The following is a 23,359-nucleotide window of genomic DNA, read 5'->3' on the forward strand; positions in this document are numbered from 1 at the left end:
TAGCAGTTTTGGTCTTATTTATCGTTTAATGCAGTCACACCTGGAAGTTCTTTGCCTTCCATAAATTCAAGTGAAGCGCCGCCGCCTGTAGAAATATGGCTCATCTGATCGGCAAGACCAAATTTCTCAACAGCTGCTGCTGAATCTCCACCGCCAATGACAGAATATGTATCTTTTGCTTCTGCCAGTGCTTCTGCGATTGCTTTTGTTCCTTTAGCGAATGCATCGATTTCAAATACACCCATTGGTCCGTTCCAGACAACAAGTTTGCTGTTTTTGATGACATCAGCATACTTCTCTCTTGTCTCTGTTCCAATATCAAGTGCTTCTAGATCACTTGGAATTTCAGAGATTGGCACAATGCTTGTATTCGCATCATTTGAAAAGTCGTCGGCTACCAGAACATCTGTTGGAATCAGGAAGTTCACGCCTTTTTCTTTTGCACGGTCCATAAAGGATTTCGCTAAATCTACTTTGTCTTCTTCTAATAGAGATTTCCCTACTTCGTGGCCAAGTGCTTTGACAAATGTATAAGCAAGTCCGCCGCCGATGATCAGGTTGTCCACTTTATCAAGAAGACTTTCAATTACACCGATTTTATCCTTTACTTTTGCGCCACCGATAATCGCTGTAAATGGGCGATCAGGGTTTGAAATGGCTTTTCCTAGAACCTCAAGCTCTTTTTGCATGAGGAAGCCTGAAACAGCCGGAAGATACGCTGCAATACCAGCTGTGGATGCATGTGCACGGTGTGCAGCACCAAACGCATCATTGACATACACATCGGCTAAATCAGCAAACGCTTTTGATAATTCAGGATCGTTCTTTTCCTCACCAGGATAGAAACGAACGTTTTCAAGCACTAGCACATCTCCTTCTTTTAAGTCGGAGATTTGCTTTTTCACGTTGTCGCCGTAAGCTTCATCTGCTTTTTTCACTTCTTGTCCAAGAAGCTCTTGCAGACGTTTTGCTACAGGTGTCAGACGCAGTTCTTCAGTAACTTGACCTTTCGGACGACCCAAATGACTAGCTAGTAGTACCTTTGCGCCTTGTCCTGTTAAATACTCAATCGTTGGTAATGCTGCGCGAATACGAGTATCATCCGTCACTTTTCCGTCCTTCATTGGAACGTTAAAATCTACGCGGCAGAACACAACTTTACCTTTTACGTCAATGTCTTTTACTGATTTCTTATTCATGCTCGTCAGGAGATCCTCCTTTATTCTGGTTTCCTTACGCATTGGACAAGTCTCTCTTTATCCTTTTCCCATTTTGCCCTCATCAAAACGAGAAATCGTGCAGAACGGATAAATACAGAGAAAAAGGGAAAGGGATGCTTCCCCTTCCCTTGTCCGTCTTCATTATATCGTGTCTCTAGGAAAGAACCAAGTGAGTTCCTTCAGTGTGAGAAATTAAAGACCTTGTTTTGCAATGTAAGCTGCAAGGTCAACAACGCGGTGAGAATATCCACTCTCGTTATCGTACCAAGAAATGACTTTCACCATGCTGCCTTCCATTACCATTGTAGAAAGAGCATCGATTGTTGAAGAGTTTGCATTACCATTGTAGTCACCAGATACTAATGGCTCTTCGCTGTAGCCAAGGATTCCTTTAAGTTCTCCTTCAGCCGCTTCTTTAAGTGCTGCATTTACGTCTTCAGCTGTCACATCTTGATTTAATTCAGCAACAAGATCAACTAAAGAAACGTTAGGTGTTGGAACACGCATAGCGCCACCGTTTAATTTACCTTTAAGTTCAGGCAATACAAGTGAAACAGCTTTCGCAGCACCTGTAGAAGTTGGGATGATGTTTTCCGCAGCTGCACGAGCACGACGGTAGTCTTTGTGCGGAAGATCAAGAATTTGTTGGTCATTTGTGTATGAGTGAACAGTTGTCATCATACCGCGTTTGATACCAAATTTATCGTTAAGTACTTTTGCAAATGGAGCTAAGCAGTTTGTTGTACAAGATGCATTAGAGATGACATCGTGGCTAGCTGCATCGTATTTGTCTTCGTTTACACCCATAACGATTGTGATATCTTCTTCGTTAGCAGGAGCAGAGATGATGACTTTTTTAGCGCCAGCTTCTAAGTGTTTAGCAGCGTCTGCACGTTTTGTGAAGAATCCAGTAGATTCAACAACGATTTCTACGCCTTGTTTACCCCAGCTTAATTTCGCAGGGTCACGCTCAGCTGATACTTCGATTGTTTTACCGTTCACTACTAAGTTCGTACCGTCTACAGAAACCTCTGCATCTAGTTTTCCGTGAACAGAGTCATATTGTAAAAGGTGTGCAAGCATGTTAGCGTCTGTTAGATCGTTAACCGCTACTACCTCAACTTCAGGATTGTTTAATGCTGCACGAAATACGTTACGTCCAATACGTCCAAATCCGTTAATACCGACTTTTACTGCCATGATGTTTCCTCCTTTTATAGGTCACAATGTTTTATATTGAGGGATCAATTGACTCCCTTAATAACTCTTTTGCGGCTCCTTCGTCTGTGACGAGAACCGTTCGGCGGGGTTTTTTGAAATAAGCTTCAATGGCCCCTGCCTTTGATGATCCACCTGCAACAGCAATAATGTGTGGAATGCTTTCTAAATCATCTAGCTGCATGCCGACGGAGTGCACTTTGTGGACGACCTCGCCATCACGATTAAAGTAATAGCCAAAAGCCTCTGTCACTGCGTCATGCTCATCAATCTTTTTTAAATCTTCAGCGGGTGTGTTTCGTCTCATCGCCATTGTTTTTGCTTCACCGATTCCATGAATAAGCATCGTGGATGATTTAATCGTTTGAAGCACTTCTTTGACGGACGGCTCTTCAATAATGGAAGAGTAAGCACCTTCTGACAGCTGTCCTGGAACAAACAGCAGTTTGTAAGTACCGGAAGCTTTTTCAGCCATGTGGGCACAAATGGTGTTTGCCTGATTTTTTACATTCTCCCCAAGACCGCCTCTCGCAGGGACAAACATCATGTCGCGATTTTTGGCATCAGGGGTCATCATTTCGGCAACAGCTTCCATCGTCGTTCCGCCAGTAACGGCGACGATATTATTTCCAGTAAACCTTTTTTTCATACATTGGACAGCAGCTCTTCCCATTTCTTGCTTCACCCACGGGGATTCATCGCTGTCACCAGAAACAATGATGACTTCTTCCAGGCCTAATTTCCTCTTTAATGTATTTTCCAAAAAGGTTAAACCTAAAACGTCCTTCATCATTCCTTCAAGCATTTCAAGCAAAGCATGACCTTCAGTCGTCAGCATCATACCGCTCGTTTTGACATCCAGCAGATTTTGTTCCTTTAAGAACTGAACCTCAGCTCTTAAGATACGTTCACTCAGACCAAGACTTGTCGCAAGACTTCTGCGACCAATTGGTTCAGCTAATCTGATGTACTGCAAAATGTCGTAGCGTTTTTGCATAACTGTGAGAAGATCTGGTAATAATTTTTTTTGAGCTTCCAATAAACGATTCATGGCTAACGACCCTTTCTTTTCACGTTGGACTAAAAACGTCCCACTGTGACAAAAAACGTCCCGCCACAGCCAAAAAAAATCAACCCCTGCTTTCTTTAATTATTTTAACAGGATAATCTTGCATTTTCAACTCTTACAAACACATTTAGACAAAAAATAGACACATTTTGACCGATAACCTGCTTGTCATCTAGCTTTCCGCTATTTTATTTTTTTCAAACTATTTATTTTCTTCTATATTGAATGCATTTGTCTTTGAAAAGGTGCAGGCGGTCAAAAGCCGCCTGCTTATGTTTTCGGTATCGTTTCTTTCTCTTCATTAAACCGTTTCGCATCTTCCTTCGGTTTAATCTTGAGGTAGTAAATGATGTAGCAGGCGGCCATAAATGGAACTCCGCAATAAAGACCAATCCGCTGATCCTCAATAAAGAATAAACTGATAAGAACAATGCCAAATGCGATAAAGCCTGCTAATGGCACAAATGGATAAAAAGGCGTTCGGAAGACAAGATTCTTTACATCTCCGCCCTCTTTTATGAATTGCCTCCTAAAGAAGTATTGGGATAAACAAATCGACATCCAAACCACGACAAGCACCATACCCGAAATGGATATGAGCCAGACATATACCGTTTTTGGTGCTACAACACTCGTGAGCAGTGATAGAGCGGATACACCCATTGTCACCAATAAGGCATTGATCGGGATTTTACGCTTGGATAATTTTTTCGTGAAAACAGGTCCTTTCCCGTCTTTTGAAAGCGCCCAAAGCATACGTGATGATGCATATAATCCAGAGTTCGCTACAGATAAAACGGCTGTAATGATAATAAAATTCATGATATCTGCAGCGTATGGTATGCCGACCTTGTCCAACACCACAACAAACGGACTATCCACTGCGCCGGCGGTCTGCCATGGAAGAAGTGCTGCAAGAACCGCAATCGATAAAACAAAAAAGACCATCGTCCGCCAAATAATATTCCGAATAGAGCGCGGGAGTGTTTTTTCTGGACTTTCACTCTCCCCTGCTGCAATCCCTACAAGCTCTGTTCCTTGAAAGGAGAAATTGACTGTGACCATGGTTAATAAAATCGCAAAAACACCATTAGGAAAAAGTCCACCATGATCCGTCAAATGACGAAATAGAGGGGCTGGTTCCCCACCTTTCAAGTGAATCATTCCGAAAATTGCGCCAATTCCAATGATAATAAACAATAAGATCGCAGCCACCTTGATGGCTGAAAACCAAAACTCTGTTTCAGCGAAGCTACGAGCTGAGATGGCATTCACGGCAAATAAAATCACGCTAAATGCAAGACACCAAAGCCAAACAGGGATATCTGGGAACCACCTTTGGAGCAAAATGCCTGCTGACGTAAACTCCAGTCCAATTGTACATGCCCAGCTAAACCAATAAAGCCAGCCGATCATAAAGCCTGTGGACGGACCTATATATTTGGTTGCATACTCTTGAAAGGAACCGGCTGTCGGCATCGCCACTGCTAATTCACCAAGACAGAGCATGACCAAATACATGAGCAACCCGCCAATGATAAACGAAAGAATGGCTCCCCCTGGGCCTGCCTGATGAATAATGAGTCCTGATCCAAGGAAAAGGCCTGTTCCGATGACCCCACCTAAGGCAATCATAAAGAGATGTCTGCTTTTCATGGAACGCTCTAGTTCATTATGCTGTTCTGGCTTCAAATCCGCTTCCCCACTTTCACTCTTCTATTCATCAACCTTTGACAAAATTCGCCGTTCATTGAAAGAGAAAGGGAGAATTATAAGGCTTCTCCCTTGATCATTTATGCTTGAAATAACGCTTGGATATGAGCAATTGCCCAATCCAAGTCTTCTTTTGAGATGGTAAGCGGCGGTGCAAATCGAATTACTGTCTCATGGGTTTCTTTGCATAACAGCCCCGCTTGCTTGAGTTTCTCACAATAAGGTCTAGCTGCCTCAGTCAGTTCCATCCCAATAAATAGTCCACGCCCGCGTACTTCCTTAATGACAGGACTTTGAATGCGTGATAGTTTGTCTTTGAAATATTCCCCAAGCTCAAATGAGCGCTCGGCAAGCTTCTCGTCGATTAAAACATCTAATGCAGCAAGTGATACTGCGCACGCAAGAGGATTCCCGCCGAAGGTAGACCCGTGAGACCCTGGATTAAATACACCTAAAATATCACGGTTTGCGACAACACATGAGATCGGGAATACCCCACCGCCAAGTGCTTTACCAAGAATCAGCATATCCGGCTCAATATCTTCCCAGTCGCATGCAAACATCTTGCCGGTCCGCGCTAATCCCACTTGAATTTCATCTGCGATCAATAACACATTTTCCTTCTCACAGATCGCTTTTGCCTCTTTTATAAAGCCCTCAGGCGGCATGACAATGCCCGCTTCTCCTTGAATCGGTTCAAAGAGAAAAGCTGCTGTTTGCGGAGTGATTGCTTCGCGTAACGCCTCAATATCTCCATAAGGGATGAGCTTTATGCCTGGGAGCATCGGACCGAAACCTCTTTGATATTCTGCTTCCGAAGAAAGTGACACAGCCGTCATTGTACGACCATGAAAATTCCCGGTACATGCAATGATTTCTGCTCGATTCTCTTCGATTCCCTTGACATCATAGCCCCATCGTCTCGCTGCCTTTATCGCCGTTTCCACAGCCTCGGCACCCGTATTCATCGGCAATGCCATCTCTTTATTCGTTAATTTGCAGATCTTCTCATACCATGGGCCAAGCTGATCATTATGGAAGGCCCTTGATGTGAGTGTCACGCGGTCAGCTTGTGTTTTAAGCGCTTCAATAATGCGGGGATGGCGATGTCCTTGGTTCACTGCAGAATATGCACTGAGCATATCCATGTAGCGGTTGCCTTCAGGATCAGTCACCCACACTCCCTCAGCCTCTGAAATCACAATTGGCAACGGATGATAATTCGCCGCACCGTATTGTTCTGTTTGATGAATCAATGCTTTTGTCTGTGTCATCGTGTATTCCTCCTTCTATAAGCTTGCCTCTTTTGATTGGGTTCATCTTCACTCTTATGTTATGCAAGGATCATGCCAACTTAGTGATCGCTCTGTGTCTAGGATTGTGCTCATCTTTACCGCAAAAATATTTTGCATATGCAAATTTTTTTAGAGGAAACCGCAAAATTTTTCATGTAAAATAGAGGTAATGTCTGGAGGTGGCGCAAGTGAAAAAAGATCAGCATACCGCAAAGCTCGAAAATGAGATTGATCTATATAAACAAATGCTCGATTTAATTGATGTTGGGGTTCACGCCATTGACGAAAATGGCAATACCATTGTTTATAACAAAAAAATGATGGAGATCGAATCTTTAAAACGTTCTGATGTCCTTTATAAAAATGTCTTAGACCTCTTTGTGTTTCAGGATGAGATGCACAGTACACTTGTCCAAGCGCTGCGAACCGGGAAACAGACGGTTCATGCAAAGCAGACGTATCACAACTACAATGGAAAAGAAATCACAACGATTAACCATACATACCCGCTCGTTCGAGACGGTTTGATTCAAGGGGCAGTTGAAATTTCGAATGATGTCACGAAACTGGAACGGCTCATTCATCACAATATGAAGAAAAAAGGAAACACACGCTTTACATTTGATTCAATCATTGGGGAGAGTCCTGCCTTTTTAGAAGTGATTGAACATGCGAAACGAGCCACACGTACCTCTTCTTATGTGCTGATTGTTGGTGAGACAGGGACGGGGAAAGAACTATTTGCACAAAGCATTCATAATGGCAGCAGCCGTTCATCTGGACCATTTATTACGCAGAATTGTGCAGCACTGCCTGATAACCTGATTGAAAGTCTGCTTTTTGGAACACAAAAAGGGGCTTTTACAGGGGCAACAGATCAGCCGGGTCTATTCGAACAAGCACAAGGAGGTACACTGCTTTTAGATGAGATCAACTCATTACACCCAGCTCTTCAAGCAAAACTATTGCGCGTCTTGCAAGAGAAACGTGTAAGAAGGTTAGGCAGTACAAAGGAAATCGCCATTGATGTGAGAGTGATTGCTAATATGAATGAGGACCCTGTAGATGCGATCGCAGGTGGACGGATGCGAAAGGATTTATTTTACCGGCTTGGCATTGTCACCTTGTTTATCCCGCCACTCTCTGAGCGAAAAGAAGACATCCCCACATTTGTCATGCATTTTATTCAAAAATATAATGAACTGTTTCAAATGAATGTGAAGGCGGCTGATGAAGAGGTACTTGCCCTGTTCCAAACGTATCATTGGCCGGGCAATGTAAGAGAACTGGAGCATGTGATTGAAGCTGGGATGAATATGATGATGGACGAAACATACTTAAGCATGCATCACCTTCCTTACCATTTCCGTTTCAAGCAAGGAGAAGGGCGTCCTAGTGAGCACATGCAGATGAGTCCGCTTAATCTATCAGCTGCAGCTGATACGTTTGTCTACACGAGCTCAGATCATACAACTGACTTCCAAACCCAAATGGATCGATTTGAAAAACAATACATCGTCCATTACTTAAATAAAATGGACGACAATATTTCACAGACTGCAAAGATATTGGGCATGAGCAGGCAAAGTCTGCAATATCGAATGAAAAAGCTGCATATTTCTCTTCAATAATAGAGCTGTGCCCTTATGCGGCACAGCTTATTGTATATCTGGCTTTCCTTCCTGTTCTTGCAGCACATCACCAAGAAGTTGTTCTACTTTTTCCAAATGTGTGAGCATCGCCCGCTCTGCTTCTTCTGGCTGTTTGTCCATGATAGCTTGATAAATACGTTCATGGTCCTTGTAAAGCTGACGTATGGACGCTTTTCTTGAAAATAACAAGATTTTTCTCGTTTCCCGCATCGTTTCCATTAACAAGGATGAGACCTGATTCATTAACGCCGCCAGTAAATGATTCTTTGAGGCTTTGGCGATGGCAAGATGAAATGTGAGGTCTGCCTCCTCACCAATTTCTTTATGCGCTTCTGCACGCTTCATTTGTTCAAGTGCATCATGCAGTCGATGGAGGTCATCGTCTGTCCGCAGCAATGCTGCCTTTTTGACAGCACCTGATTCAATGATTGATCTCACTTCAAGAAGCTGCGCGATATCCTGCTGCTTCATCAAAAAAGCAGGAGATAAACAAAATGTGAGCTGCTCAGGATCGAACTGCTTCACATATGTGCCTTCTCCTTGCTTCATCTCTATTAATCCGATCGCTTTCAGAGCGGACAGTGCCTCTCTCACAGCGGAACGGCTGACTTGAAAGTTTTCAGAAAGTGCTTGAACCGAGTCTAGTTTTTCCCCTGGAAGTAGCTCCCCCGTTCGAATGGATTCGACTAATGCGTCCGCAATTTCTTCATATATTTTTTTCGTTTTAATTTGTTTATATTTCAATTGGTCTCACCTCATCACTGTTGTCTTCCTATCAGCTCATGCCCTATCTTATACTTTACCCCAAAACTCAGATCACACCTCTCCCCTTTTCTCAATTCTCAAGAAATCTTCGATCGCTCTTCCACTCATCAAAAAAGAAGCACGTGCCATTGTTTCTGGCATGTGCTTCTTTTTAATCATAGCGTTTCCGCAGCGTGGAAGACGGAAGGTTCATTTGCTCACGATATTTGGCAATGGTTCTGCGAGAGACACGGATACCAAAGGTTTGTTGAAGCTGCGTCATGATTTGCTGATCCGAATATGGTTTTTTCTTATTTTCTGATTGAATCAGCTCTGCAATGTGCGTCTTTACTGTGTAGCTGGATGCTTCTTCTAGCGAATGCCCTTCTAGTTTCGCTTGAAAAAACTGTTTCATTTCCATTAACCCATAAGGGGTCTGCACCATTTTTCCTTTGACTGTTCGGCTCACTGTCGACTCATGCACTTGTAATATATCTGCAATCCGCTTCATCGTAAGCGGTTTCATTTTATGCTTCCCTGTCAGGAAGAAATCAGTCTGTTGTAAGATAATCTCACGAACGACATTTGTCATCGTTTGTTTTCTCTGCTTCAGCGCTTGAACAAGCCAATTGTACTGCTGCTGCTTTTCCTTTAAATACGTGTATGCTTCATGCCGCTTTTGATCTTGAATCATAGCGAAATACCCTTCATTCATTTCAATGTCCGGAAAAGCACGCTGGTTCAGCTCGAATGTGATGTGACCTCCCGTAGCTGTAATCAACACATCTGGTTCTATATACACATCCTGGTCTTCATAACAGAAATGAAGGCCTGGTCTTGGTTCGAGAAGCGACACCTCATCTTGTATGGCCTGCAAGGTTTTCAAAGGTATACCTGTTTTTGCCGCGATTTCCTTCCAAGCCTTCCTTGCGAAAAGAAAGAAATGCCCTTCGATGATCAGCTCTGCTTCATACCAGCGATCCTTTTTTCGTCTAAGCTGGAGCAGGATACATTCTTGCAATGATCTAGCGCCAATACCGGCAGGCTCTAATGATTGAAGCTGATGAAGAACAGCTTCTACTTCTTCTGCCGAAGCCTGTAAAACAGCGGCCATTTGGTCAACCGGTTCATTTAAATAGCCATTGGAATCAATGGACTCAATCATGAAGTGAAAAATCCTTTGATTCTTTTCACTTAAATTCAAATCAATGGCCTGTCTCTTTAAATACATTTGCAGGCTTTCTTTTTGATGCGTACGATACGGCTCTGTCATTCGATCTTGCGTTCTTTTATGATAAACTGGTTGATAGCTGTCCGTGTCTTTCCGCTCAATCAGAGGGTTCTCAAGCGCTAACTGATCAAGATACTCACCCAGCTCTGCACAATTCAGTTGCAGCAGCGTAATCGCCTGCCTGAGTTCTTGTGTGAGTACCTGCTTTAATACTAGTTCTTGTTGCAGTTTAAGGCTCATTGTCTCCCCTCCCTCTCATCATTTTACATGAAGATTGACGGACCGTATATACGAAATAGGAGTGATTTCCATGTCTGAACTTTTTTCCGTTCCATACTTTATCGACAACTTAAAACAGCACATTGCTATGAATCAACATGAAGACAAGATTCATGCCATGAACGCTTATTATCGTTCAGTGGTTTCTACACTTGTGCAGGACCAATTGACGAAAAATGCTGTTGTCTTGAAGCGAATTCAGCATCTCGATGAAGCGTACCAAAAGGTGAAAAAAGAAAGCGAATAAATGGACGAAAAACGGCACCCTTTGTCACGATTGCAAAGGGTGTTTATCATGTAGGAAAAGCTTTTGATCCAGCTTCGATTTGTACATCATCAAAAAGCCGGACCGCCCTACAGTATAAATGATAAAGGCAAACCATAGTCCGTGATTGTGCCATATCGGAATGACTGCCGCTTGAACAGCCACAAACAAAATCATCGCAAACAGCATTGAATTCCTGACAGGAGCAATTTCTGTCGCACCTGTGAATACACCATAAATCACCAAGCCAAAACAAGCAGCAAACGGATAAAGAACGAGCCAATCGGCATATTGCAGTGTCACATCAAGAAGCTGAGGCAAATTTGTAAACAGGCTCAAAATCGGTACTTTAAAGAAAAAGTAAGCTGCCGCAATGACACATGCCATCACAACTGCCCACTGTCTCGAAAGGGTTAAAGTTTTATCATAAAGCGCTCGGTCGTTCGCACCTACTGATTTACCGACAAGGATGCTGGACGCATTGGCAAATCCATCGAACAAATAGGCCATGATGTAGTGAATTTGAAATAAAATGGCATTCGCTGCCAATTGCTCCGTTCCGAAAGACGCTCCCTTTGCTGTAAACATGTTGATCACGACAAGCAGACAGATCGTTCGGATAAACAAGTCTTTATTCACATGAAACATTTTCTTTACTGCACGTGTGTCCATCACCTGCTGGATAGACGGCATCCGAAAACCGTTTGACGTATGCTTCAAGATGATCCAGGCCCCTAACACAAAAGCAGTGAGTTCAGAGATCAATGTCGCCGCTGCCACACCTTTGACGGCAAAAGAAAACGCATGAACTAAGATCAATGCCAAGATCATATTCATGACATTGATCAAAATTTGTAAAGAAAGAGCTTCTTTCATTTTTGCCATCCCCATCAGCCAGCCAAGTATGACGTAATTCATCAAGGTAAATGGCGCTCCCCAGATCCGAATATGAAAATAATCCGCTGCATATTCACGCACATCAGCAGCAGGAGAGATGATCCATAATGCGGATTGAATAATGGGCCATTGAAGAGCAATAAAACAAAGCCCGACAATAATAGCCAGCAAAAAAGGCCTTAGAAAAGCAAGAACACCCTGCTCCTCGTTCTGCGCTCCGTTTGCTTGGGCAGCAAAAGCAGATGTACTTACCCGTAAAAAGCCAAACAGCCAGTACAATGTACTAAAAATAAGACTGCCGACTGCGACGCCCCCTATATAAGCGGGGTTGGCAAGCTGTCCAACAACTGCTGTATCGACAGCTCCAAGTAATGGCGTGGTCATCGTTGAAATGGTTAAAGGGATCGCCAAAGCTAAATATGCTCGATGGTTCACGATGCCACCTGCCTTTCATGAAAAATAGCCTCTCTTAAAAGAGGCATTGAGGGAATGAAAAAGTTAACGAACCGGCCTGCCAATCGTTCGAGACAAAGGGTGGCTGGCGAGCGTTGCCTCCTTCATTTTCAGCACAGCTTCGTGCTCTGATATAAAGAAATCATCCTTCGATTGAAACTGAGCCACAAGCTCACCCTGATCAAGAATCGCTAATTGATCACTTAAATGATAGGCCGCTGTCAAATCATGTGTGATAAATAAGTATGCAAGCTTCAGCTCTTTCTTTAATTCGACTAACAAATCTAAAATGACTGCCTGCGTAACCATATCTAAGCTACTGACTGATTCATCCAGCACAATGAGCTTTGGCTGAAGCACCAGTGCTCTGGCGATGTTGATCCGCTGTAGCTGGCCGCCGCTAAATTGGTATGGGTACTTGGACAAATTCTGCTCACTGAGCCCCACTCTTTCTAACCAGTGAATCAGTATATGCTGACGTTTTTTACGGTTCATTGGTTCATAGTTTTCAAGCGGCTCAGATAAGATTTGTTCCACTGTCCACCTTGGATTCACCGCTGAATATGAATCTTGAAATACCGCTTGTACATGTCGGCGGAAATGCTGATGTGTCCGCTGATCTGCACGAATGATATCCTGACCTTCAAACAGAACTTGTCCGCTACTCGGCTTCTCTAGTCCAAGGATGATGCGGCCGAGTGTACTTTTCCCTGCACCACTTTGACCTAATAATCCAAGACAAGTGCCTTCTTCAATGGTCAAATGGACGTTTTTCAAGACAGGGGTTATCCCTTTTGTCCTCATCATAAACGATCGGTTGCCATATGAATGACTCACTGCTTTCACTTCTATTAAATGCAACGGTTTTCTCACCTCAAATCGGGCAAACAGCTGGAATGGATGGACGAGCTGCTAAAAGTTTCTTTGTATAATCATGCTTCGGGTGTTCAAAAAGCTCAAGAACTTCAGCCTTTTCAACGATTTTTCCTTGTTTCATCACCACGACCTCGTCTGCCATTTCCGCAATCACACTAAGATCGTGGGTAATGAGCAAAATCGCCGTTCCGTAATCATGACGAATTTGATTCAAGTGCTCAAGCACCAGCTTCTGATTGTGTACATCTAATGCGGTTGTCGGTTCATCTGCGATGATCAGAGGCGGATGCATACAGGCAGCCATAGCAATCATGACACGCTGGAGCATCCCCCCGCTTAATTCAAAAGGGTACTTACTCAGTAATTGATCTGGATGCGGCAGGTTCATTTTCTCTAAGGCTTTAATTGCCTGGACCCGTGCCTTCCTTTTACTGACAGCTGTATGCCGGCGGATTGTTTCAATCAATTGATGTCCAATTGTCCATACAGGCGTAAAGCTATTCATCGGATTTTGCATAATATATGAGAGATCTTTGCCACGAATAGACCGCATATGCTGTTCACTCAAACCGATCAATTCTCGACCTTGTAGAGTGATACTGCCAGTCACTTCCGTTGTTTTTCGATCAAGCATGTTTAAGATCGACATACTTGTCACCGTTTTTCCGCATCCGCTCTCACCAATTAATCCAACAATTTGACCGCGCTTTACCTCAAATGCTATTTCTTGAACAAGAGAAATGGTTCCTTGCGGCGTTTTCGTATGCACATGCAGGTTCTCTATGTTTAAAATAGACTCTTCCATCTGACTCATTCCTTTACACACGACGTTTGATGCCATATTTCTCTGAAAGGGCTTCTCCCAGTAAGTTGAATAGAATGACCACAGCCATAATCACAAGACCCGGATAAAGCATCAGCTGAGGATTTGTTTGAATATAAGATTTTCCTTCATGGATCATCGCTCCCCATTCAGGCGTAGGGGGCTGAACCCCTAAGCCTAGAAAAGACATGGCTGAAATGTCCATAATCGCCCAGCCCATTTCAAGTGTGCCCACAACCGCGAGTGGCGGCAGTACATTCGGAATCATATGCTTTCTCATGATATTCCAATGGGAAGTACCACTAATCTTCGCAGCTGCAATAAAGTTTTGTTCTTTTAAACTAAGGACCATCCCTCGAAAGACGCGAGCGTAATACACCCACTGCACAAGCATCAAAGCCAGCACCACTTGAGAAAGCCCTGGTCCAAAAATACCGACTAATCCAAGGATCAGTACCAAATTCGGAAATGCCATGACCCCGTCGCACAATCTCATCAATACGTGATCGATCCAGCCGCCTTTATATCCAGAAATCAGCCCTACGATTAAACCGATAGATAGAGAGGAAACAAAGATTAACAACGCACATCCTAGTGAAATACGAGCACCATATAGAATACGAGATAAATTGCATCTTCCCAATTGATCGGTGCCTAGAGGATACTCCCATGAAGATCCCTTTAGTTTCATTGCAAGATTAACCGCCGCCGGGTCATGCGGAGCGATCCATGGTGCACATATCGTCACAATGAGCAGGAGACCGAGCAGCAGCACACAGATCGAGATCATCTTTTGATGATAGAAGAGGTGTTTTACTTTTGTCATCATGGCTGGCGGCCTTCCTTTCTAGAAATACGGGGGTCAATGAGCAGCTGAAGGAGATCAACTATCAAGCTGCTTAAGATAAAGATACACGCCGCCATCAACACATAAAATTGAATGACCGGCAGATCCCGGTTAAAGATCGCTTCAATAAAAAATCGTCCAAATCCAGGCCATGAAAAAACAGCCTCTACAATAATGGTCCCTGTGAGCAGCTTGCCAAGATTCACGCCAAGTCCTGTCAGCATCGGTGATATCGCCATTCTGAAGACATGTTTGAACATAATCGATTGTTCCTTTAACCCTCTCATTCTCGCATATTGAACAAAAGGCTCGTGAAGCGTCTCACTCACACTCGCTCGCAATAATCTCGTATACATTGCAATTAACGGCACAGCCAGTGTAATGGACGGCAGTACAAGATGTTCCCATGTACCAACACCTTCAACAGGTAAAAGATCGAGTTTCACTGAAAAAAAGAAGATGAGCAAATACCCCAAAACAAAGGTCGGGATAGATGCTCCTAGGAAAGAAATCATCCGGCTCACATGATCTACAACGCCGTTTTTTCTCAAGCCGCTGAAAAAGCCCAGTGGAATACTGACACAAATTGCGATCAGCAGACTAGTTAACGCCAATTGAATCGTCGCAGGTATTCGATAGATCACCTCATCAAGCACAGGCTGATTGGTCATATACGACCGCCCAAAATCAAGACGGACGACTTTTTCAATCGTATGAAGGTACTGCATGTAAAAAGGTTCATCTAAACCAAATTCACTTCGTTTTTGGGCTAATACCTCATCAGTAGGCTGAATATGAGCCGCTGCTAAATATGCCTCCGCTGGATCAACTGGTGACAGATGAATCATGCCAGTTGTGAACAGTGTGGCTAGTAGAAATACAGGAATGATGGATAACATTCGTTTGATGATATAGCGGCTCATTTGCTTACCTTCCTTCTGTTACTTCAGCTTGATGCCTGTGAAAGGGTGTTCATCTCGATTCGCAGGGAAATCAAAGTCCTTCACATCTTTTTGATAAACAGCTGTCTTTTTAAAATAAGAGATTGGCACAATCGCCCCTTGATCTTGCAAGGATGATAAGACGGACGAATAAAGTGCTTTGCGTTTGTTTTCATTAGTTGTCGATGGAATCTCCGTCATTTCTTTGATCAGCTTATCTTTATTCAGATACGCTGAGATCGCCTCTTTGAATCCAAAACCATCTGATGAGACAACGTTCATAAATGTATGCGGATCATACGGCGCTCCGTAATTGCTAAAGAAGTTCATATCAAATTTGTTCGCTTTAAACCGCTGAACCTGCGTCGCCAGCTCGACACCTTCAAGTTTGACACCAACGCCAATGGCTGCCCATTCTGCCTGCAGTGTTTCAGCCATTGTTTTTTGAATCGATTCTGCTGAGTCATACATCATACTAAACTCAAGCGTTTTTCCGTCTTTTTCCCGTATGGTTTTTCCTTTTGGAAGTGTCCAGCCCGCTTCATCCAGTAAAGCCTTCGCTTTGTCCACATCATATTGGAAAGATTTCACCCGGATGCCTGACGTATATGGCATGTTTGTCGGCAAGATGTGATCTGCTACATCCTCTAATCCAGAGGTCACACCTTCCACCAATGATGTTTTATTGATCGCATACTGAAGGGCGTGACGCACTTTCTCATCTGACAGCTGATCGACTTTTGTGTTCATGACAAGCTGTCTTGTGGCTACAGGCTCTGACATCTTCGTTTCATACTTGCCGCTCGCCTCTAGTTGTTTAAAAGCATCAAGGCTAATCGTTCCTTCTCCGTAAAGTAGATCTACATCGCCTTTTTCAAATGCCATCACTCTTGTTTCGGCATCTGGAATGACCTTCACTTTGATTTCTTTGACCTTTGGTTTCTCTCCCCAGTAGTGGTCATTTCGTTCAAAAATCGCGTAATCATCTTTTTTGTACGTCTTTAATACCCAAGGACCTGTTCCCACTGGTTTTTCGATTCCTTTTGATGTATCTCCGTTTTTCGGAAAACCTGCTTCGCCTAGGAAACGAACGGGGCGCACAACAGCTAACTCTTGAACAGTTGGATAATAAGGCTCAGTTAATGTGAGTTTAAACGTTTGCTTGTCCACTGCTTCTGTCTTTTTAATTTTCTTTATGACACCTAACCAGCTATGTACTTCTTTGTTTTTTAAAATCGCATCAAAATTCTTTTTCACAATGTTCGCATTAAATTTAGATCCATCTGAGAACGTGACATTGTCTCTAAGATGGAACGTATACACCTTGCCATCCTTGGAAACATCCCATGATTTTGCTAATTCAGGTTTAAGCTTTCCATTTTTCTGATAGCTCACCAATGGTTCGTAAATCATGGATTGGGCAAACAATTGTGATGGATTGTATATGTGTGGATTCATTTCGCCAATATCTCTTGGCCATGCCATGGTGATCATATCGGGATGATCCTTGTCTCCACTTGCTCCATTATTTGCTTGAGAACAGCCTACTAGTAAGAAGATCAGTAGGATAGGTAATATTGTATTTATTTTAATTTTCGGAAAATTACTCCAAATAGACATAAGTTGCTCCTCCTAATTGATGCTGATAATCATTTTCATTTTAAGGAGGAAGGACTCTGTTGTCAATATCATATTTGAAACGAAATGACAATATATATTCCTTATTATTCCACAAATTAAGGGATTTGTTAAAAAGAGAGGCAGGCTGCTGATGAACGAGCAGCCTATGAGGAGGGTAATGCTTTCTTTTGCAGGGCGTTGTACAGTGTATCAATGACAAGCTCCTGTTCCGCGTCTGTCATGCTTGTACCAGATGGCAGGCAAAGACCTGTCTCAAATAACAACTCAGATGCAGGGACTTCATCGGCTGTTGTATAAAAAGGATAACCATGAAAGAGCGGCTGCTGGTGCAGTGGCTTCCATACACGCCTTGCTTCGATCTGCTTTTGTTCTAAAGCATCTATCATCTCTACTGGAGACATCTGCACATGATGATCCATGGTGAATGTGGTCAGCCAGCGGTTTGATGTGGTTTCTTGATATTCTGGCATAAATTGAAGGCCTTCAATGTCGGCTAAAGCATCTTGATAACGCTCGAAAATGCGACGTTTTTGCTGAACACGCTCCTCTAACACTTCCATTTGTGCAATTCCTACACCTGCGAGCAGGTTGCTCATCCGATAGTTATATCCCTCCTCTTGATGCTCATAGTGTAGGGCATGTTCTCTTGCCTGTGACGCGAGAAATCGGCAGCGGTCGATGGCTGATTCATCATCACTGACAAGCATTCCGCCTCCTGATGTTGTAATGATTTTATTTCCGTTAAAAGAGTACACACCGAACCTGCCCATTGAACCGCTTTTTCTTCCTTTATATATACTGCCTAACGATTCAGCCGCATCTTCAATGATTGGCACATCATATGCCTCACACACCGCTATGATTTCATCCATTTTCGCACTTTGTCCGTATAAATGAACGACAATAACCGCACGGGGTCTTTTCCCAAGTCGTTTTGTTTCAGCAAAGGCTTTCTCTAACGCCAGCGGACACATATTCCATGTCTCTTTTTCTGAATCAATAAAAACAGGCGTCGCTTGTTCATATAAAATAGGATTTGCACTGGCAACAAATGTGAGAGTGGAACAAAAGACCATATCTCCCTTTTGAACGCCAATGAGTTTTAAGGCAAGGTGAATGGCTGCTGTTCCTGAAGATAATGCCGCTCCACTCTTCACGCCTGCATAATCCGCGACCACTTGCTCAAATTCATTTACAAGCGGTCCTAATGGTGCAATCCAATTGCTTTTAAATGCCTCCTCTATTTTCTTCTGTTCTTTTCCACTCATATGAGGAGGAGATAAGTAGATCCGTTTCCTGTCTCTCATGATTTCCCACCTTCTCTTCGATCTTTGATCTCAATTGCAGGAACGCCTACAGCGACTTTCTGATCATGTATATCTCGGGTCACTGCCGCTCCTGCGCCGATCACTGCCCAGCTTCCAATGGTTCTGCCAGGTATGACAGCAGCCCCAGCTCCAATATGAGCACCCTCTCGCACAGAGACACAGCCGGTGAGCACGGCTCCCGGAGAAAGATGCGTAAAGGATTCGAGAAAGCAGTCATGCTCCACGATAGAACCGGTGTTGATAATGGCATGCTCACCAATCACTGCATCTGCTTGCACAACAGCCCTTGCCATCACAACCGTTCCTCGGCCAACCTTCGTTGACGAGCTCACAACTGCCTCTGGATGAATCAGTGTGGCAAATGCCCTCTCTTCAAATGCGAGACGTTCTTTGATGCTCTGTCTGATTTCGTTTTGTCCAATGGCAATCAGCCATTGCATATCAGGTATTTCATCTCTTACCTTTTGACTCATAGAAATCGGACCATACAAAGTGCCGTTTTGAGGGTCAGCCTCCTCAAATCGATCGTCTAATACAGCGCACAATGAGTAATCAGGATGCAAAAAAATCAACTCCTGAATGACCTTGCTGTGTCCGCCAGCCCCTATTAAGCCAATGGGCTGCTCTTTACGTATCGGTTCCTTTGAATTTTTCAGCTGTTGCATGATTTGGCTGCTGCACCCCTTCTGTTTTGATGACTTTCAGCAAGGTCATCCATAAGATTTTCATATCGAGCCAAAACGATTGATGCTCTACATACCAGAGGTCATAGGTGAATTTCTCCTCCCAAGAGAGAGTATTCCTCCCATTCACCTGGGCCCATCCAGTGATACCAGGCTTCACAAGATGACGCTTCGCTTGCTCCTCTGTGTACATTTGTAAATACTCCATTAAAAGCGGTCTTGGTCCAACGAGACTGATTTCCCCTTTGAGTACATTGACAAGCTGCGGCAATTCATCAAGACTGAGCTTACGAATAAAGGCGCCGGTTTTTGTTAATCGAAGATGGTCTGGAAGCAGTACGCCATGTTCATCGCGTTCCTCGGTCATCGTCCGAAATTTATAAAGCATAAACGGTTGTCCGTACAGACCAGGCCGTTCTTGTCGAAACACCACAGGCGCTCCGATTTTCCACCGAATGAGTCCATAGATGAGAAGGAAAAGGGGGCTGCCTGCGATGAGCAGGGTCAAAGCCACGACCACATCTATTATTCTTTTCATCATTGCTTCTCCTTTCCACACTAGCGAGAGACAGATCGTTCAATAGCAGCTTGTTTCACCTTACGCATGAGCTGTATCCGCTCTTGTTTTGTTCCTGCAAATTGATACAAATAGCCTAAGTAGAGAACGAAACATATTCCGCCAATACAAAATAGCTCCCACCATCTCGTCACATCATACACAGCCTGAATGCCGGCACAGATCCCCCATATGAACAGAGCCCCAAACAGCGGAACGACTGTATGTTTATAAAAGATGGTACTTTTCTGTTTCGTGATCTTGGCTGTATACAATGGGAGAAAGACGATATTTTTCATCAATAAAACAACGGCTCCTGCTGATGCAATGCCATATAACCCGAGCTGAAGTAGGTGAGTCAGTCCATAGGCGAACAGGACATTGGAACCGCCTAATATGAGTGTCACAACCGCCGGCACTTTAAATCGGTTAAAGGCAGTCGGTACATAGGTCAGCGGTAAAAACATCAACGTGAAACACAAATAAGCCGCATGAATCATCAGCAGCCATTTCAGCTCCTCAAAGGCTGGTCCAAGCCATAACAGCATGAGCGGACCGGCAAGACCTCCTAACAGAGCTGCGGGGAATGCCACAAATAAACCACTCCATTTCATGGCATTGGCGGCGTATTGAATGAGCCCCTGCTCGTCTTGGTTTGAATATAATTTTGTGATCGTTGGCGCAAACACAATCGCAAGTGTCCCTGCAAGGGTGCGCAATAATAATGGAAATTGTAAAATGGCGGCATACTGTCCAGTCGCTTCTGCCCCAATCAGTAAGTTGGTCATCAATAAATCGATTTGTAAAAACAACAAAATGCCCATTTGTTCAAATGAATGCCACACCCCTGATCGAACCAGCGTGAGACTTGAAGATAAAGAAACGTACCGCCACTTAAACGAAAACCAAGGAATGAGTTTCTTAAAATAATAGAGACCCATTCCCAAAGCGGCGAAACTCCCCATAACGGCTGCAAGCGGAATATGCCAAATAGCTGGTGTCGTCACGGTAAATAGCAGCACAATCACAAGCGCCCTGCCAAACATCTGAATGGCCTGTCCAACACTCGATACATATAATTTGTTCGCATAAAATGGTGCCGCCCCAATACCAGACATGACGAAATTGAGCATAAATAAAAGACCCCCCAACACAAAGGCGATCTGTGTATCTTTTGCAAGATGAGCAGGCACATGGAGCCAATCAACCAGCTGCTGAGACATGAATAGACAAAGTAAAAAAAGACAGATGGATAAAAAAAGAGAACTGACAAAATAGGAAGCGAGATAGCGCTGCGCTTGTTCCATCTCTCCTTTATGAGCGGCAACAGAAAAAAAACGCACCACCACAGCACTTAATGAAGCCGTAATGACCGATAAATAATTGATCATATTTTGCGTCAGATGAATCAGACCAAACGCTTCCACTCCAAGTGTATGAACAATGTAAGGCGTTAAACAAACAGACATCAGCATCATCAAGATAAACGTCATCACATTTGCACTGACATTGTAAAGAAACGCACGGTTCATGGTGATTTCACGCAGTGTTTAAGGGCCTTCATCCAGCTTCCTCTCCCTTTTGTCCGCTTGTTTTCATATGCTGATGAATGGCCTTTTTCACCGCTTCCTCCGTTGGTTCCTTCAACAGGGTCATAAATGGCAAGTGCGCTACCCATTCATATCCTTCCATGACTTTATGATCAAACGACCTGATGACAACACACGGTGTATGTGTGATCGCACAAAAGATCATGCCATGCAGTCGATCTGTCACGACGACTTGTGCCTGTCTTAACTGCGTCCATAACGTAGATAATTCCTCTAAACGAGTCGTTCGATTCACTCGCTTCCCAATGGTCGTTGTGATAAAACCAACTTGATCATACGTTTCTTTGATATGCTCCTGCAGTTGTTCTCGTTTCTCTTTCGTGAGATATGCCTCCTTATCCTCACGCAGACAAAGCAGCACTCCTTTACGGGTTTGACTCTTTGATGTTTCGTCTAATGTCAAGACCATATCAGGCTGTTTCCACACCTCTTTATTAGGAAAATGCTGCTTCATCCATTGATAGGTGGTTTGATCTCTTGCCATCAAAAGAAGCCTCGGGTGTTGCTGATATGCTTGAATGGCGCGGCGTTCTTCTCTTTTCCCTCTCTTTGTTTCTGTAAAATGAGCAGTAGCGGGCAGCTGAATGACGGGATAGGACTTAAAGGCGTTCATGATAAATTGTCTTGTCCATTCTTCATATCGGTATAAATCGCCCATGTTGCCCCCGCCGATGATACAGACAATGTCCTCTGGGTGCCGCGCGTGCTTCAGCGGACGTGCTAGACGATACATCTCCTGCATGTCTACTTCTATGATTTGATAGTCTGGAAAGTGCTTTTGTAAAAAACAGCAGCTGGCATAGGCAATCGCATGATCACCTAAGTTGTCATGTGCCGGTAGCAGCGTGAGAATGATCTTCTTCTGATGACGCAGCTCTGGCAGTCTTTGGCGGCTCAACCTATATTGAAGTGGATACTTGACCTTTAAGAGCAGCCACTCTGCGGCATGTGCTTTTAATTGCTGCAATGTCACACTCATCACCCCGATTTTCTCGTTTGATATTCAATCCATTTTTGATAGCTTGAAGCTGCGGCAGAGAGCGGATACACCCACTGCAGCCTAGCAAGGAATAAGATCATTCGCTTTCGCACAGTCAGCTTCGATGGTTCCACTTGTTTCACAGCCTTCTGAAAAGCTTCATGTGTCACCATTTCACGCATATGACCAAGCTTTTTTTGAAAGGAAAGGGAATTTTGGCTCTTCCATTCATTGAGCATACAATGCAGCGTATGATTCACGATAAAAAAACAAAAAGCCTTCTCATATGGTGTCAGCTCATCATGCTCTTTTAAAAACAAACGCTGCGCGTCATAAAACGCCAGTCCATGCTGAAAATACTGCTTTTGATATCGCTGGACAATGGATGACAAATGAACCCTGTAATAATAAAGCGGCTCATGAACAAAGGCAATGACACGTGATAAAGAAAAACAGCGCAGCGTGACATATTGATCTTCAATATTCTCAAGCTCACCTCTCAACGGAAAACGGATATGATGCTTTTCGATAAATGCCCGCCGATACAGCTTATTCCATGAGAATCCCGTGATCTCACCATGTAATAACGATTCTATTAAACTTGTCTTATCGGCTTCCTGCTGAGCTAACAGCGTCGTCGGTATGATCCGTTTTGACTGTTCAAACTGAATCCAATATTCACTGATAACAAGATCGGCACCGGTATTTTCGGCTTCTTGATATAAAGCCTCACAGTATTGAGGAGCGAGAACATCGTCTGAATCAACAAAGGCAAGATACGTTCCTGTTGCTTCTTCTATGCCCCTGTTCCTCACCGCTCCCAGCCCTTGATTGGTTTGGTGAATCACCCGAAATCGCTCATCACGCGCAGCAAACGCTTCAAGGATGTCTCCACTGTAATCGGTAGATCCATCGTTAATGAGGATGACCTCTATATCTGAAAAGCTTTGGTCTGCAATCGATTGAAGACACTGCTCGACATATTGACTAGTGTTATAGACTGCGACCAATAGACTGATAGCTGGCATGACAGCAAGCC

21 protein-coding genes are annotated in these 23,359 nt (G+C 43.7%); 2 read left to right on the forward strand and 19 right to left on the reverse strand.

Annotated elements, in window-relative coordinates; translation table 11 throughout:
- Positions 1–14: 14 nt before the first annotated feature.
- From BA79_RS05505 to BA79_RS05525, 5 genes are all read right to left on the reverse strand, one after another.
- Positions 15–1,199 carry a phosphoglycerate kinase gene (locus BA79_RS05505; RefSeq protein WP_017359212.1) on the reverse strand — a complete coding sequence of 395 codons (1,185 nt, stop codon included), beginning with the start codon at positions 1,197–1,199 and terminating at the stop codon, positions 15–17.
- A gap of 213 nt (positions 1,200–1,412) precedes the next feature.
- Positions 1,413–2,420, reverse strand: a complete 1,008-nt coding sequence (gene gap, locus BA79_RS05510; protein WP_007500174.1) for a type I glyceraldehyde-3-phosphate dehydrogenase — start codon at positions 2,418–2,420, stop codon at positions 1,413–1,415.
- 31 nt (positions 2,421–2,451) lie between these two features.
- Complete coding sequence (locus tag BA79_RS05515; RefSeq protein WP_008347711.1) at positions 2,452–3,489, reverse strand: sugar-binding transcriptional regulator; 1,038 nt, start codon at positions 3,487–3,489, stop codon at positions 2,452–2,454.
- Between the two features lie 288 nt (positions 3,490–3,777).
- Complete coding sequence (locus tag BA79_RS05520) at positions 3,778–5,163, reverse strand: amino acid permease (RefSeq protein ID WP_051626179.1); 1,386 nt, start codon at positions 5,161–5,163, stop codon at positions 3,778–3,780.
- A 137-nt stretch (positions 5,164–5,300) separates the two neighbouring features.
- Complete coding sequence (locus BA79_RS05525) at positions 5,301–6,494, reverse strand: ornithine--oxo-acid transaminase (RefSeq protein WP_035701435.1); 1,194 nt, start codon at positions 6,492–6,494, stop codon at positions 5,301–5,303.
- 209 nt (positions 6,495–6,703) lie between these two features.
- On the opposite strand from BA79_RS05525, the gene BA79_RS05530 reads away from it, so the two are divergent.
- The gene (locus BA79_RS05530; protein WP_035701437.1) at positions 6,704–8,146 is read left to right on the forward strand and encodes a sigma-54 interaction domain-containing protein; all 1,443 of its coding nucleotides are present in this window, start codon (positions 6,704–6,706) and stop codon (positions 8,144–8,146) included.
- Between the two features lie 27 nt (positions 8,147–8,173).
- Here the strand turns inward: BA79_RS05530 and BA79_RS05535 are convergent, their stop codons facing one another.
- On the reverse strand, positions 8,174–8,911 hold the full coding sequence (locus BA79_RS05535) for a FadR/GntR family transcriptional regulator (protein ID WP_035701440.1): 738 nt from the start codon (positions 8,909–8,911) through the stop codon (positions 8,174–8,176).
- A gap of 172 nt (positions 8,912–9,083) precedes the next feature.
- A complete protein-coding gene (gene rpoN, locus BA79_RS05540) occupies positions 9,084–10,382 on the reverse strand; it encodes an RNA polymerase factor sigma-54 (protein WP_017368081.1) in 1,299 nt (432 codons plus the stop codon).
- Between the two features lie 70 nt (positions 10,383–10,452).
- Here rpoN and yvfG point away from each other — a divergent pair, with 70 nt between their 5' ends.
- Positions 10,453–10,668 (forward strand): protein YvfG, encoded by a 216-nt coding sequence (gene yvfG, locus BA79_RS05545; RefSeq protein ID WP_017359206.1) that lies wholly within the window; start codon positions 10,453–10,455, stop codon positions 10,666–10,668.
- 24 nt (positions 10,669–10,692) lie between these two features.
- On the opposite strand, the gene BA79_RS05550 is transcribed toward yvfG, so the two are convergent.
- The 12 genes from BA79_RS05550 to BA79_RS05605 form a co-directional block, all read right to left on the reverse strand.
- Positions 10,693–12,018: an MATE family efflux transporter gene (locus BA79_RS05550; protein WP_035701442.1), complete on the reverse strand. Its 1,326-nt coding sequence runs from the start codon at positions 12,016–12,018 to the stop codon at positions 10,693–10,695.
- A 63-nt stretch (positions 12,019–12,081) separates the two neighbouring features.
- Entirely contained in the window at positions 12,082–12,897 is an 816-nt protein-coding gene (locus tag BA79_RS05555; RefSeq protein ID WP_035701445.1) for an ABC transporter ATP-binding protein, read from the reverse strand.
- Positions 12,898–12,910: 13 nt separating this feature from the next.
- Complete coding sequence (gene nikD, locus BA79_RS05560; RefSeq protein WP_035701448.1) at positions 12,911–13,717, reverse strand: nickel import ATP-binding protein NikD; 807 nt, start codon at positions 13,715–13,717, stop codon at positions 12,911–12,913.
- A gap of 13 nt (positions 13,718–13,730) precedes the next feature.
- Complete coding sequence (nikC, locus tag BA79_RS05565; protein ID WP_017359202.1) at positions 13,731–14,564, reverse strand: nickel ABC transporter permease subunit NikC; 834 nt, start codon at positions 14,562–14,564, stop codon at positions 13,731–13,733.
- Complete coding sequence (gene nikB, locus BA79_RS05570; RefSeq protein WP_035701451.1) at positions 14,561–15,505, reverse strand: nickel ABC transporter permease subunit NikB; 945 nt, start codon at positions 15,503–15,505, stop codon at positions 14,561–14,563. Before nikB ends, nikC begins: the two co-directional genes overlap by 4 nt.
- A gap of 18 nt (positions 15,506–15,523) precedes the next feature.
- Positions 15,524–17,143: a nickel ABC transporter substrate-binding protein gene (gene nikA / locus BA79_RS05575; protein WP_035701453.1), complete on the reverse strand. Its 1,620-nt coding sequence runs from the start codon at positions 17,141–17,143 to the stop codon at positions 15,524–15,526.
- Positions 17,144–17,307: 164 nt separating this feature from the next.
- Positions 17,308–18,471, reverse strand: a complete 1,164-nt coding sequence (locus BA79_RS05580; RefSeq protein ID WP_035701456.1) for a DegT/DnrJ/EryC1/StrS family aminotransferase — start codon at positions 18,469–18,471, stop codon at positions 17,308–17,310.
- Entirely contained in the window at positions 18,468–19,157 is a 690-nt protein-coding gene (locus BA79_RS05585) for an acetyltransferase (RefSeq protein WP_051626176.1), read from the reverse strand. Before BA79_RS05585 ends, BA79_RS05580 begins: the two co-directional genes overlap by 4 nt.
- On the reverse strand, positions 19,120–19,713 hold the full coding sequence (locus BA79_RS05590) for a sugar transferase (RefSeq protein ID WP_017359198.1): 594 nt from the start codon (positions 19,711–19,713) through the stop codon (positions 19,120–19,122). The genes BA79_RS05585 and BA79_RS05590 overlap by 38 nt, the downstream gene beginning before the upstream one ends.
- Positions 19,714–19,733: 20 nt before the next feature.
- The gene (locus tag BA79_RS05595) at positions 19,734–21,263 is read right to left on the reverse strand and encodes an MATE family efflux transporter (RefSeq protein WP_035701459.1); all 1,530 of its coding nucleotides are present in this window, start codon (positions 21,261–21,263) and stop codon (positions 19,734–19,736) included.
- Positions 21,264–21,291: 28 nt separating this feature from the next.
- Positions 21,292–22,320 (reverse strand): polysaccharide pyruvyl transferase family protein, encoded by a 1,029-nt coding sequence (locus BA79_RS05600; RefSeq protein ID WP_019743113.1) that lies wholly within the window; start codon positions 22,318–22,320, stop codon positions 21,292–21,294.
- Positions 22,320–23,348: a glycosyltransferase family 2 protein gene (locus BA79_RS05605; RefSeq protein ID WP_035701462.1), complete on the reverse strand. Its 1,029-nt coding sequence runs from the start codon at positions 23,346–23,348 to the stop codon at positions 22,320–22,322. The genes BA79_RS05600 and BA79_RS05605 overlap by 1 nt, the downstream gene beginning before the upstream one ends.
- Positions 23,349–23,359 lie beyond the last annotated feature (11 nt).

Source organism: Bacillus altitudinis 41KF2b, assembly GCF_000691145.1.
GTDB classification, from domain to species: Bacteria; Bacillota; Bacilli; order Bacillales; family Bacillaceae; genus Bacillus; species Bacillus altitudinis.

Coding starts and splice junctions, on each gene's coding strand:
- BA79_RS05505 (WP_017359212.1), bottom strand. CDS start 1,199: ATGAATAAGAAATCAGTAAAAGACATTGACGTAAAAGGTAAAGTTGTG.
- gap (WP_007500174.1), bottom strand. CDS start 2,420: ATGGCAGTAAAAGTCGGTATTAACGGATTTGGACGTATTGGACGTAAC.
- BA79_RS05515 (WP_008347711.1), bottom strand. CDS start 3,489: ATGAATCGTTTATTGGAAGCTCAAAAAAAATTATTACCAGATCTTCTC.
- BA79_RS05520 (WP_051626179.1), bottom strand. CDS start 5,163: ATGAAAAGCAGACATCTCTTTATGATTGCCTTAGGTGGGGTCATCGGA.
- BA79_RS05525 (WP_035701435.1), bottom strand. CDS start 6,494: ATGACACAGACAAAAGCATTGATTCATCAAACAGAACAATACGGTGCG.
- rpoN (WP_017368081.1), bottom strand. CDS start 10,382: ATGAGCCTTAAACTGCAACAAGAACTAGTATTAAAGCAGGTACTCACA.
- yvfG (WP_017359206.1), top strand. CDS start 10,453: ATGTCTGAACTTTTTTCCGTTCCATACTTTATCGACAACTTAAAACAG.
- nikD (WP_035701448.1), bottom strand. CDS start 13,717: ATGGAAGAGTCTATTTTAAACATAGAGAACCTGCATGTGCATACGAAA.
- nikC (WP_017359202.1), bottom strand. CDS start 14,564: ATGATGACAAAAGTAAAACACCTCTTCTATCATCAAAAGATGATCTCG.
- nikB (WP_035701451.1), bottom strand. CDS start 15,505: ATGAGCCGCTATATCATCAAACGAATGTTATCCATCATTCCTGTATTT.
- nikA (WP_035701453.1), bottom strand. CDS start 17,143: ATGTCTATTTGGAGTAATTTTCCGAAAATTAAAATAAATACAATATTA.
- BA79_RS05580 (WP_035701456.1), bottom strand. CDS start 18,471: ATGAGAGACAGGAAACGGATCTACTTATCTCCTCCTCATATGAGTGGA.
- BA79_RS05585 (WP_051626176.1), bottom strand. CDS start 19,157: ATGCAACAGCTGAAAAATTCAAAGGAACCGATACGTAAAGAGCAGCCC.
- BA79_RS05590 (WP_017359198.1), bottom strand. CDS start 19,713: ATGAAAAGAATAATAGATGTGGTCGTGGCTTTGACCCTGCTCATCGCA.
- BA79_RS05595 (WP_035701459.1), bottom strand. CDS start 21,263: ATGAACCGTGCGTTTCTTTACAATGTCAGTGCAAATGTGATGACGTTT.
- BA79_RS05600 (WP_019743113.1), bottom strand. CDS start 22,320: ATGAGTGTGACATTGCAGCAATTAAAAGCACATGCCGCAGAGTGGCTG.
- BA79_RS05605 (WP_035701462.1), bottom strand. CDS start 23,348: ATGCCAGCTATCAGTCTATTGGTCGCAGTCTATAACACTAGTCAATAT.